This is a genomic window from Comamonas koreensis, assembly GCF_014076495.1.
In the GTDB taxonomy this organism is placed as follows: Bacteria; Pseudomonadota; Gammaproteobacteria; order Burkholderiales; family Burkholderiaceae_C; genus Comamonas; species Comamonas squillarum.
Genome location: NZ_CP043575.1, coordinates 341,346 through 353,127, shown reverse-complemented (window position 1 = coordinate 353,127; position 11,782 = coordinate 341,346). Strand labels below are relative to the sequence as shown.

Sequence of the window (11,782 nt, the reverse complement as noted above, 5' to 3'; positions counted from 1 at the left end):
ATGACGAATACCACAGCAGCCGACAGCGCGGCAGACACCCCGGTGGTCGAGCTGCGCCAGGTCAGCAAGCGCTTTGGCGAGCAAAAGCCAGGCATTGGTGGCCGACTGCTGCAAAGCCTGGGGCTGGAAAAGCCCCACCCGGTCACCCGCGCGGTCGACCAGGTCGATCTGCTGGTGCGCCCCGGCGAGGTGGTGGGCCTGGTGGGCGAATCCGGTTGCGGCAAGTCCACCCTGGGCCGCATCGCGGCGGGGCTGTTGCCCCCGTCCGATGGCGAGGTGCTGTTCTCCGGCAAGGCCATGGCCAGCCTGACGCCGGCCGAGCGCCATGTCGAGCGCCTGCGCATCCAGATGATCTTCCAGGACCCGTACGCCAGCCTGAACCCGCGCCTGCGCGTGGACGAGATCGTTGGCGAGGCGGCCCGTATCCATGGTCTGGTCGACCAGGCTGGTTTTGACGACTACGTCTGCGCGCAGATGGAGCGCGCCGGGCTCGACCCCGCGCTGCGCAGCCGCTACCCGCACCAGTTCAGCGGTGGCCAGCGCCAGCGCATCGGCATTGCCCGCGCGCTGGCCGTGCAGCCCCGCATGCTGGTCTGCGATGAGGCGGTCGCCGCCCTCGATGTGTCGATCCAGGCGCAGATCCTGAACCTGTTCATGGACCTGCGCGAGCAATTGCACCTGACCTATCTGTTCATCAGCCATGACCTGGGCGTGGTCGAGCATATCTGCGACCGGGTGGTGGTGATGTACCTGGGCCGCGTGATCGAGACCGCGCCGGTCGAGGAGCTGTTTGCCCGGCCCAACCACCCCTACACCCAGGCCTTGCTGGCCGAGGTGCCGAACATGAACGCGCGCCACAAGACCTACTCGGCCATCCAGGGTGAAATCCCCAGCCCGCTCAACCCACCCAGCGGCTGCCACTTTCATCCGCGCTGTCCGCGTGCCATGCCGCGCTGCAAGGTGGAGGCGCCCCAGCTCAAGGGCATCGCCATCCAGCACCAAAGCGCCTGCCATTTGAACGACGCCTGAGCGCTCAGCTGAGCGCCGCCTTTTTCTCCGTATTTGTTCGAACCGTTTTCACAGTTTCACCAGGAGTTCGCCATGAAACGCATCATCGTCTCTTCCCTCACCGCTGCCCTGATGGGCGCTGGCCTGGCTGCCCATGCGCAGACCTTGAACATCGGCTTTGCCGACCCGGTCTCGTCGATGGACCCCCAGCTCAACAACCATGCCGGCGACCGCTCGGTGGACCTGCATTTCTGGGATCTGCTGGTGCAGAACAACCACAACAAGCTGCAGCCCGGCCTGGCTGCGAGCTGGAAGAACCTGGACCCCAAGACCTGGGAGTTCAAGCTGCGCACTGATGTGAAGTGGCAGGACGGCAAGGCCTTCAGCGCCGAGGACGTCATCTACTCCTACCAGCGCGCCCGCGCCGTGCCCGGCAGCGTGGCCACCTTTGCCGGCTACCTGCGCACCGTCGAATCGGTGACGGCCAAGGACCCGCACACGCTGATCATCAAGACCAACATCCCCAACCCCGATCTGCCGCTGAACCTGGCCTCGGTGCACATCGTCAGCAAGCATGTGGGCGAAAAATCGGCCACCGAAGACTACAACTCGGGCAAGGCCATGGTCGGCTCGGGCCCTTACAAATGGGTGTCCTACACGCCAGGCGACCGCGTGGTGATGCAGCGCAACGATGGCTACTGGGGTGACAAGCCGATCTGGGACAAGGTCAACTACCGCTACATCAACAATGCCGCATCGCGCACCGCTGCGCTGCTGGCCGGCGATGTGGATGTGATCGACAAGGTCTCGGTCTCTGATCTCGCGCGCCTGAAGAATGCGCCCAATGTCACCGTCTACCCCTACGACGGCCTGCGCGTGATGCTGCTGCAGCCCAGCTTCAACCCGGCGCCCAATGCCTTCATCACCGACAACGCCGGCAAGCCTTTGCCTAAGAACCCGCTGCTGGACCAGCGCGTGCGTGAGGCGCTGAACCTGGCGATCAACCGGGGCGCCATCGTGGACCGCATCCTGCAGGACGCGGCCACCGAGGCCAACCAGTGGATGCCCAAGAACACCTATGGCTACAACCCCGACATCAAGAACATTCCTTTTGATGCCGCCAAGGCCAAGAAGCTGCTGGCCGATGCCGGCTTCCCCGAAGGCTTCAAGCTGACCATGCATGTGCCCAACGACCGCTACCCACAAGGCCCGGAAACCGCCCAGGTGGTGGCCCAGTTCTGGACCCGCATTGGCGTGAAGACCCAGGTGGAGGTGGTGCCTTGGGCCGTGTACTCGGGCCGCGCCAACAAGAACGAATATGCGATGAGCATGCTGGCCTGGGGCAATGGCACCGGTGAGGCCAGCTATGCGCTGGTGAACGTGCTGGCCACGGTCGATGCCAAGAAGGGCTTGGGCGCCTCCAACTGGGGCCACTACAGCAACCCGGCCGTGGACAAGGCGCTGACCGAATCCACCGAAGAGTTCGACATGGCCAAGCGCGAGAGCATCCTGCGCCAGTCGGCCAAGGTGGTGTCCGATGATGTGGGCATCATCCCGCTGTTCCACTACCGCAATATCTGGGCCGCGAAGAAGGGCCTGAAGGTCACCCCGTTCAGCAGCGACCGCACCACCGCATCGATGGTGACCAAGGTGGCACCCTGATGGCCCAGCTGTCCATCACGATGGACCAGGCGGACGCGCTGATCGATGTGGCACGCCACATCCGTATCGAAGGCGCCCAGCCCGGTGAGGCGGTGGAGGTGACTGCCGAGACCCCGCGCAGCGGCGTGCTGTGGCGCGCGCAGGCGCGTTTCATCGCCGATGCTAAGGGGACGGTAGATCTGCGCCGCGATGCGCCCGTCTCCGGCAGCTATGCCGGTGCCGATGGCATGGGTCTGGTCTGGTCGCAAAGCCCGGTGGCATCCACCAGCCGCGAGCTGTTCAACCAGCCGGTGACCGATGCGCTGCTGACGACCTTGCAGGCCAGCACAGGCACTGCGCAGGCGCAGGCAAGCTTGAGCCAGCAGCTCGCAGCCCCCGGCGTGACCCGCCGCGAGGTGCGCGAGGACGGGCTGGTCGGTACCCTGTACCTGCCCGCTGGCGCCGGCCCGCACCCGGCGGTGATGATCGTCAACGGCTCGGGCGGCGGCATCAATGAGCCGCGCGCGGCGCTCTATGCATCGCGCGGCTATGCGGCCTTTGCGCTGGCGTATTTCAAGGCGCCTGGCCTGTCGCCCTACATCTCCAACACCCCGTTGGAGTATTTTGAAAAAGGCCTGCAATGGCTGCGCCGCACGGTGCAACCGGCGCATGACTTTGTCGCGCTCAGCGGCCAGTCGCGCGGGGGGGAATTGGTGCTGCTGCTGGGGGCCACCTTTGCGCAGCAGGTATCGGCCGTGGTGGGCTATGTGCCCAGCGCCTTTGTGCACAGCGGCCAGAACGCCTGCGACCCGCAGGTGGGGCGCGAAGGCCCAACCTGGCTGCTGGGCGGCAAACCGCTGACCCACATCTGGGAGAACAACCGCACAGCCAGCTGGGCACCGTTTGACGAAGGTCCATCGCCCCACCGCCATGAGCGCGCGATGCGCACCGCCTTGCTTGATGCCGAGGCCGTGGCGCGTGCGCGCATCCCGGTCGAGCGCATCCAGGGCCCGGTGATGCTGCTGTCGGCCACCGACGATGGCTCCTGGCCGTCGAGCGTGTATTCGCAGATGGTGCGCGACAAGCTGGCCGAGGTGCAGCACCCGCACGATGTGCAGTGGCTGGACTTTGAGCGCGCCGGCCACGCGATCCTGTTCCCCTATGTGCCGACCACGCAGCTGGTCTACGCGCACCCGGTCTCGGGCAAGGTCAGCACCGGCGGTGGCAACCCGGCCGACAACGCCCATGCCGATGCCGCGTCCTGGCAGGGCGTGCTGCAGTTTCTAGAACGCGCGGTGGCGGCCAAGGCCGGCGCTGCACAACCATAAATCCAAGGAGTCTTGCATGTCCACATCCCCCAGCGATGACCTGATCGACCGGCTGGTCGGTCTGGCACCGGGCAGCCGCACCTATGCGGCGCGCCACCAGCGTGAAAAGGTGGTGGCCGCCACCCAGGGCAGCTACCAGGCGCTGTTTGATCCGGCGCTGCCGGGCATCAGCCTGGCCGAGCGCCTGCTGGTTGCGCTCTACGCCTGCCGCCTGACCCCTGCGCCCGAGCTGGTTGCCCACTACCGCGAACGCCTGCAGCAGCTGGCAGTCGATGCTGCACTGATCGCCGTCGCCGAGACCGGCCAGCCCCAGGATGCGCAAGACCCGCGCCTGGCCGCCATGCTGGCCTTTACCCGCACCCTGATCGAGAACCCGATCGAGGGCGACAAGGCGGCGCTGGAAACCCTGCCAGCCGCAGGCATCAGCACCCCGGCCGTTGTGGCGCTGTCGCAGCTGATCGCGTTTCTCTCCTACCAGGTCCGCCTTGTCGCCGGCCTGCAAGCCATGAAAGCATCCGAGGAGGCCACCGCATGAGCACGCCCGCCGCATTCCAACCCGCCCAGGTCATCCGCGCCCACGGCTTTACCAACGAATCGCTGGAGTGGAAGGCCTGGCTGGATGTGGTCCAGCTGGGCCAGGCCACGCCCGACCAGATGGCCGTGCTCGAAGAAAGCCACCCCAAGGCCAAGACCTCGGACTACTACCTGTTCCTGGTGCACCAGCCGCTGATCCTGCGCGAGCGCTCCACCGCCTTCAACGCCATCATGTATGCGCCCGGCGGCCTCTCGCGTGCCGAGCGTGAGCTGGGCTCCACCGTGGTCTCGCGCATCAACGGCTGCGTCTACTGCGCGTCGGTCCATGCGCAGCGCTTTGAGCAGCTGGCCAAGCGCAGCGACACCATCGCCCAGGTGTTCGAAGAGCCCGCCACCGCCGGCACCACGGCGCGTGAAAAGGCCATCGTGCAGTTCTCGATCAAGATCACCGAGCAGCCCGCCGCCATCAACGCCGCCGACATCGATGCGCTCAAGGCCGAGGGCCTGAACGACGGCGAGGTGCTGGACCTCCTGCACTCGGACGCGATCTTTGCCTGGGCCAACCGCCTGATGCTGAACCTGGGCGAGCCGCTGATGCCGGAAGCCTAAAGCGGCTGTCTGCGCTGATGTGCCAACCCCCATCGCCTGTTTCCGGGTGGTGGGGGTTGTTTTTTGTGGGTGGTCCTTGTGGCCGTCTGCTGGAACATCAGCGCCGGTAGGCGGCGCCCGGATGGCTGGCCGGCAGCAGCTTGCCCCCTGCCGGGAACAGCTTTTCGCGCAGTGTCCCTTGCGCATAGCGCGTCTTGAACATGCCCCGGTTTTGCAGCTCGGGGATCAGCAGGTCGACGATGGCGTCCAGGCTCTCGGGCATGACGGTGCGCACAAGGTTGAAGCCGTCGATATCGCTCTCGGCGACCCAATGGGCCATCTGGTCGGCCACATCAACCGGCGAGCCGATGAAGACCGGTGCGCGCGCACCGACGGGGCTGAAATCCAGCAGATCGCGGACCTTGGGCGGCTGTGGCGTGTTGCGCGTGAGGTGCTCGACGGTGGACTGTATGGCATTGGTCTTGGCAAAGGGCAGCACATCGTCCAGACCCAGCTGGGACAGGTCCATGCCGGTCCAGCCCGAGACCAGCGCCAGCTGGCCGGCGCTGTCCAGGTAGCGGCGGTAGTCGTCGCGCAGGTCCTGGGATTCAGCGGTCGTCGGCGCAACGATCACGGTGGCGCCCAGCAGGGTGAGCAGATCGTAGGGATCGCGCCCGGCTTTGCGGGCTGATTCGCGCAAGGCCTTCACCGATTTGGCCGCTGCCGCTGGTGTGGGGCCGTTGATAAAGCAGGCCTCGGCATGGCGGCCGGCAAACTGCTGGCCGCGCGCGGAGCTGCCAGCCTGGTACAGCAGGGGTGTGCGCTGGGGTGAGGGCTCGGCCAGCGCCCGGCCATGCACGCGGTAGTAGGGGCCGTCATGGGCGACGGCATGCACGCGCTCGGGGTGTGTGAACACGCCGCTGTCCTTGTCGCGCACGGCAGCACCGGCCTCCCAGCTGCCTTCCCAGAGCTGGTAGATCGCGGCCATGAAGTCTTCGGCTACTTCGTAGCGCTCGTCATGGTCGCGCAAGCTATCGCGGCCCAGGCCGCGCGCGCCGCTTTCCAGGTAGCCGGTGACGATGTTCCAGCCCAGGCGGCCGTTGGTCAGGTGGTCCAGGGTGCCAAAGCGCCGTGCGAAGGAGAAGGGGTGGTCGTTGCTGAGGCTGGCTGTCACGCCAAAACCGATGTGCTCGGTCACCAGGGCCATGGCCGAGATGAGCATCGTCGGGTCGAGCTGCGGGGACTGGGCCCCTGCCACCAGCGCCGCATCGGCATTGCCGGCGTAGACGTCGTAGATGCCGAACACATCGGCGATAAAGATGCCGTCGAGCAGGCCGCGCTCTGCCGTGCGGGCCATGTCTGCCCAGTAGCGCAACTGGTGGTATTGCGCCTGGTTGTCGCGCGGGTGCTTCCACAGGCCGGCCCAGTTGTGGGAGGGCGCGGCCATCTGGAAGCTGTTGAGGCGCAGTTCACGCCGAGGCTGTCTGCTCATGCGATGGAATCCCTCCAGGTGCTCAGACTTGCGCAGTGGCCGCGCTGGCCGCAGCGCTGGCCAGGGGCGCGGTCTGCACCTGCAGAATGTCGTTGAAGCGGTTGAAGGCGCCGCACAGCGCGGTGCGCCAGGTTAGTTCCACAATCTGCGCTTCGCTGAAATGCTGGTGCAGGCGCACAAAGATCTCGTCGCGCGTCTGGCTCCAGTTGCGGGTCACGGTGATCGCGTATTCCACCACCAGGCGGTCCACCTCGCCCAGCTCGGGGTGGCTGGCATAGTCCAGCAGGCTTTGTACGCCTTGTTCTGACAGGCCTTCGACGAGCAGCTTGGGCCCATGGTGGTCGATGCAGTACTCGCATGCATTGAGCAGCGAGACGGTAACGATGGCCAGCTCGGTGTAGCGCCTGGGCAGCACCGCTTCCTGGCCCAGCTGCAGCAGCAGCGCCCAGGTCTGCGAGAAGATCGGCAGGCGCTGCGCCATGACGCCGGCCTGGTCGGCAAAGTCGCCAGCGGCCAGCATGCGGTCCCACAGCGGCTGCTCTGCGGCGGGCAGGTCGTCGCGGGATTTGCGGGTGATTCGGGACATGGCTATTTTCCTTGAGAGCGGGGGCCGAGCCGGTACTCCGGCAGCAGGCCGTTGGGTTTGAAGATCAGCATCGCCAGCAGCAGCAGGCCCACCAGCGACAGGCGGATGGCGGCCAGCTGCGTGCCATCGAGCCAGGGCACGACGCCGGCCAGCATGCGGCTGCCCTCCAGCAGCAGGATCACCGTGAAGCCGGCAACCAGCACGCCGGCATGGCTACCGCGCCCACCCAGGATCACAGCCATGAAGGCGTAGGCCGTCAAGATGGTGCTGAACTGGGTCGGGTCGATATAGGTGTAGTAGAAGGCGTGCAGGCTGCCGGCAATGCCCAGGATGGCGCCGCCCAGCGCAAAGCTGCGCGCCCGCACCCAGAGCACGTTCTTGCCCAGCGCCTCGGCCACGCCCGCGTCCTCGCGCGTGGCGCGCAGCAGGCGGCCAAAGGGCGAGCGCGCCAGGCGCTGCAGCACCACAAACACCAGCGCCAGCCAGACCAGGCAAAAGCCCAGAAAGAACAGGTCGCGCCAGGCGCTGGGCACCAGCTCGGCAAAAGGCCGCACGATGTTGGGGATGCCCAAGGTGCCCCGGGTCAGCCATTCCTCGTAGCTGATAAAGAGCCGCAGCGATTCGGCAAAGCCCAAGGTGACGATGGCCAGGTAGTCCTCGCTCAGCCGTACGGATATCAAGCTGACCAGCGCACTGGCCGCTGCCGTCAGCAGCAGCGCCAGCAGCATGGCAGCGAGCGGCGGCAGGCCCTGCATCTGCAGCAGGCTGCAGGCATAGGCGCCCAGCATATAAAAGCCGAACAGGCCAAAATTAACCAGGCCACCCAGGCCCCACTGCAGGTTCAGCGCCAGGCCCGACAAGGTGGCGATGACCACCAGCACCAGGGTTGCAATCAGATAGCTTGTCATTTGCGCACCCACTTGGCACCAAAGAGACCCTGCGGGCGCAGCAGCAGCAGCAAGGCCATGACCCCAAAGGCCACCACCGTGCGGTAGTGGGGCGGCAGCAACAGGGTGGCCAGCTCTTCGGTCACGCCCAGCAGCAGCGCGCCCGCCACTGCCGCCATCGGGCTGCCGATACCGCCCAGAATGGCTGCGGTAAAGACCGGCAACAGGTAGTTCCAACCCATTTGCGGATCCACATTCGAATCGAGCCCGATCAGCACGCCCGACAAGGTCGCCATTGCGGCGGCCAGCGCCCAGACCGCGGCCGTCACCTTTTTGCGCGAGATGCCGCGCACGTCCGCCAGATCGGGGTTGTCGGCCACCGCCTGCATGGCCCGGCCCAGGCGCGTGAAGCGGAACACCAGCCACACGAGCGCCAGCGCCACCAGCACGCAGACCAGGGTGATGAGCTGCTCCTGGTTGACGCGCAGGCCGAGCAGGCGCGCGGGCCGGGCAATCTCCACACCAAAGCCGCGCGGCGCATTGCCGGCGACCAGGCGCACCAGGTTCTCCAGCACCAGGCCCAGGCCGATCGAGGCCACCAGCAAGGTGACGCCCGAGCGCCCGCGCAGCGGCGCAAACACCAGCCGGTCGAGCAGCAGCGAAAGCGCAACGCTGAGCGCCATGCCGGCGGCCACCGCCAGCGGCAGCGGCCAGCCCAGCGGGCCGTTGAAGGCATAGACCAGGTACGCGCCGGTGGTCACCATCGCGCCAATGGCGTAGTTGGCAAAGCGCAGCACGCTGAAAATCAAGGCCAGCGACAAGGCCGGCAACGCAATGAGCAGGCCCGATACCAGGCCGTTGAAGATGAGTTGCGCCAGCATCAGTGCGCTCCCAGATAAAGACTTTGCAGCTGGCCGTTGGCCAGCAGCTCCTGGCTGGGCGCGCGTGCCCGCACCTGGCCGGCGACCAGCACCAGGCCCCGGTCGGCAGCGGCCAGACCCAGGCGGGTGTTCTGCTCGATCATGAACAAGGTGACCCCGGTGTGCGCCACGCGCTGCACCACGTCAAACAGGCGCGATGCATTCAGCGGCGACAGGCCCGCCGAGGGCTCATCGAGCGCCAGCAGCCGGGGTGAGGGCATCAGCGCCGCGCCCATGGCCACCATCTGCCGCTGGCCGCCGCTGAGCAAGCCAGCGGCCACGTTCAGCTTGGGAACGATCTCGGGAAACAGCGCCAGCACCGCATCGAGCCGCTCGCGCAAGGCCCTGGCGCCACCGCTGGCGATGAACTCATGGCCGAGCTTGAGGTTGTCCAGCACCGAGAGGTTGCGGAACACATTGGCCTCCTGCGGCACATAGCCCAGCCCCAGGCGTGCGCGGCCCGGCGCATCGAGGGCGGTGATGTCGCGGCCATCCCAGATGACGCGGCCCGACTGCGGGCGGATCAGCCCGGTCACGACGCGCATCAAGGTGGATTTGCCCGAGCCATTGGGGCCGACGACCACCAGGCTGGAGCCGGGTGCGACATCCAGACTCACGGCATGCAGTACGGCGCGCGCGCCGTAGCCGGCCACGACGCTGTCCAGACGCAGTTCGGCGCTCATGCCACACCTCCGAGGTAGGCCTCGACCACCAGCGCGTTGGCAGACACCTGGGCAAAGCTGCCCTGGGTCAGCACCTTGCCCTGGGCCAGCACATACACCGGGTCGCACAGCGCGGCAATCATGTCCATGTTGTGTTCCACAATGGCAAAACTCATGCCTTCGGCCTGCAGGCTGCGGATGAAGTCCGCAATCTCGCCGACCAGCACCGGGTTGACGCCGGCCGCCGGCTCGTCGAGCAGCACCAGCCGGGGCTTGAGCATCAGCGCGCGGCACAGCTCCAGCAGTTTCTTCTGGCCGCCCGAGAGGCTGTCGGCCCGGTCATGCGCCAGGCGCCACAGCCCCACGCGCTCGAGCAGGGACTGGGCTTGTGCCATCGCCTGGGCTTCGTGCTGGCGGGCGGCCGCCGTGTTCAGCAGCGCATGCCAGAGCTTTTCGCCGGGCTGCTGGGGAGCGGCGAGCAGCAGGTTCTCCAGCACCGTGAGCGCGCCCATCTCGCGCGAGATCTGAAAAGTGCGGGTGAGCCCGGCCTGGGCGCGGCGGTGCACGGACCAGTGCGTGATGTCCTGGCCGTCGAACAGCACCCGGCCGCCCTGGTGGGCCTGCTGGCCGCCCAGCACGTTGAACAAGGTGGACTTGCCCGCACCATTGGGCCCCACCATGCCGGTGATGCCGCCGCGCGCAATGCGCAGGTGGGCACCGTCCAGCGCGGTGAATTCACCAAAACCTACATGAACATCCTGAACCCTGAGCAGATCGTCTGTCTGCAGGCTCATTTGGTGGTGCCCACCAGCTTGCTCACGCCGTTGAGCACGCGGTAGTGGCCGTAGTCCAGGTCCACCTGGTCGCCATTGGGCGCAAAGCGGAAGTCCGCCGTCGCGCCGGAATAGCGGAAAGGCTTGCCTGCGCGAATCAGCTGCAGGCCCTGCACGGGGTCGTGCACATCGGGACCTTTGGTGTTGACCACATTGGCGATTTCCTTGCTGAAGTCGGCCGCCTTGGCGCTCTTGGCTTTTTCGATGGCCAGCGCCAGCACATTGATCTCGTCAAACACATTGGCGCCAAAGGCGACGATGGTGCCTTCGGGCTGCTGCGTTTGCTTGAGGTAGAGCTGGTAGCTGGCGTTGTTGCCCACCGGCGTGGCCTGCACATGGTTCACGCCTTCGGCGGCGGCCTTGCCCACGTTCTGCACAAACTTGCCGCCGCTGTCGGCCGCATGGCTGAAGGTGTAGAGCTTGCTTTCGTAGCCGCTGCGGTAGATCTCGCGCACGATGGCGCTGAACTCGGGGATATAGCTGGGCAGGAAGACCGCATCGGGCTTCTTGCTGAAGATCTTTTCCACCTCGGCCCGGTACGAGGGCTGGTTGGGGTTGAAGTAGAGGGTGTCAAGCACCTTGCCGCCTTGCTGCGCAAAGCGCTCGGCAAAGGGCTTGACGGTGCTGAGCGTGAAGGGCGTCTGCAGCACCAGGATGGAGGCGGTCCTCGCGCCATCCTTGTAGGCCACATTGGCAAAGGCCTGGCCCCAGTTCTTGCCATTGGTCTGGAAGCGCCAGACCAGGCCCTTGTTGTCGCCCTCGGTCAGCTCATCGGCCGAGCCCACGGGCAGCAGCGCAACACTCTTCTCGAGTGCCACCGGGCGCACGGCCAGCGCCACCGCGCTGCTCCACACGCCGGTGATCGCTACTACGCCATCCACATCAATCAGTTTGCGCGCGGCCGACACGCCGGCTGTGGGCGTGGTCTCGTCATCGGCGACGACGATCTCCAGCGGACGGCCCAGCACACCGCCATGTGCATTGATATGGGCTGCGGCTGCCTTGGCCGCCGTTTCCTCTTCCTTGCCATAGGCGCCACCCGATCCGGTCAGCGGGGCCAGCAAGCCGATACGGATGGGGGCGCCGCTGGGGGCACTGGCTGCACCTGCCGCACTGGCACCGGCCACCACACAAAGCGACGCTGCCGCCACGCCCAAGACCCGCCACTGACCCAATTTGCTCACGCCCATATCCGCTTTCAAAAAACCGCCGTTCGCAGCAGGGCTGCGCGGCGCAAAAGGGGGATTGTGCGAAGTCAGCGTTGCGGGAGGAACTAATTTTTCTGACTTACTAAACGCGTTTT

Annotated in this window: 12 protein-coding genes; 5 read left to right on the top strand and 7 right to left on the bottom strand. The window is 66.3% G+C overall.

Going from position 1 to position 11,782, the window contains the following annotated elements; translation table 11 throughout:
- The 5 genes from F0Q04_RS01730 (at position 1) to F0Q04_RS01710 (ending at position 5,120) form a co-directional block, all read left to right on the top strand.
- A complete protein-coding gene (locus F0Q04_RS01730) occupies positions 1-1,029 on the top strand; it encodes an ABC transporter ATP-binding protein (RefSeq protein WP_116927632.1) in 1,029 nt (342 codons plus the stop codon).
- A 72-nt stretch (positions 1,030-1,101) separates the two neighbouring features.
- A complete protein-coding gene (locus F0Q04_RS01725) occupies positions 1,102-2,670 on the top strand; it encodes an ABC transporter substrate-binding protein (protein ID WP_182344142.1) in 1,569 nt (522 codons plus the stop codon).
- Entirely contained in the window at positions 2,670-3,977 is a 1,308-nt protein-coding gene (locus tag F0Q04_RS01720) for an acyl-CoA thioesterase/bile acid-CoA:amino acid N-acyltransferase family protein (protein ID WP_116927595.1), read from the top strand. Before F0Q04_RS01725 ends, F0Q04_RS01720 begins: the two co-directional genes overlap by 1 nt.
- Before the next feature lie 16 nt (positions 3,978-3,993).
- Positions 3,994-4,512 (top strand): CMD domain protein, encoded by a 519-nt coding sequence (locus tag F0Q04_RS01715; protein WP_116927594.1) that lies wholly within the window; start codon positions 3,994-3,996, stop codon positions 4,510-4,512.
- Entirely contained in the window at positions 4,509-5,120 is a 612-nt protein-coding gene (locus tag F0Q04_RS01710; RefSeq protein WP_021024826.1) for a peroxidase-related enzyme, read from the top strand. The genes F0Q04_RS01715 and F0Q04_RS01710 overlap by 4 nt, the downstream gene beginning before the upstream one ends.
- 97 nt (positions 5,121-5,217) lie before the next feature.
- Here F0Q04_RS01710 and F0Q04_RS01705 read toward each other — a convergent pair whose 3' ends face one another.
- From F0Q04_RS01705 to F0Q04_RS01675, 7 genes are read right to left on the bottom strand one after another with little or no spacing between them, the layout of a single operon-like run.
- A complete protein-coding gene (locus tag F0Q04_RS01705) occupies positions 5,218-6,591 on the bottom strand; it encodes an LLM class flavin-dependent oxidoreductase (protein WP_182344140.1) in 1,374 nt (457 codons plus the stop codon).
- 22 nt (positions 6,592-6,613) lie between these two features.
- Complete coding sequence (locus tag F0Q04_RS01700) at positions 6,614-7,177, bottom strand: carboxymuconolactone decarboxylase family protein (protein ID WP_182344138.1); 564 nt, start codon at positions 7,175-7,177, stop codon at positions 6,614-6,616.
- 2 nt (positions 7,178-7,179) lie between these two features.
- A complete protein-coding gene (locus F0Q04_RS01695) occupies positions 7,180-8,085 on the bottom strand; it encodes a branched-chain amino acid ABC transporter permease (RefSeq protein WP_116927590.1) in 906 nt (301 codons plus the stop codon).
- Positions 8,082-8,945, bottom strand: coding sequence for a branched-chain amino acid ABC transporter permease (locus tag F0Q04_RS01690; protein WP_232539479.1), 864 nt, complete (start codon positions 8,943-8,945; stop codon positions 8,082-8,084). Before F0Q04_RS01690 ends, F0Q04_RS01695 begins: the two co-directional genes overlap by 4 nt.
- Positions 8,945-9,667 (bottom strand): ABC transporter ATP-binding protein, encoded by a 723-nt coding sequence (locus tag F0Q04_RS01685; RefSeq protein WP_116927589.1) that lies wholly within the window; start codon positions 9,665-9,667, stop codon positions 8,945-8,947. The genes F0Q04_RS01690 and F0Q04_RS01685 overlap by 1 nt, the downstream gene beginning before the upstream one ends.
- Positions 9,664-10,440, bottom strand: a complete 777-nt coding sequence (locus F0Q04_RS01680) for an ABC transporter ATP-binding protein (RefSeq protein ID WP_116927588.1) — start codon at positions 10,438-10,440, stop codon at positions 9,664-9,666. The genes F0Q04_RS01685 and F0Q04_RS01680 overlap by 4 nt, the downstream gene beginning before the upstream one ends.
- The gene (locus F0Q04_RS01675) at positions 10,437-11,663 is read right to left on the bottom strand and encodes an ABC transporter substrate-binding protein (RefSeq protein WP_198424340.1); all 1,227 of its coding nucleotides are present in this window, start codon (positions 11,661-11,663) and stop codon (positions 10,437-10,439) included. Before F0Q04_RS01675 ends, F0Q04_RS01680 begins: the two co-directional genes overlap by 4 nt.
- Between the last annotated feature and the right edge of the window lie 119 nt (positions 11,664-11,782).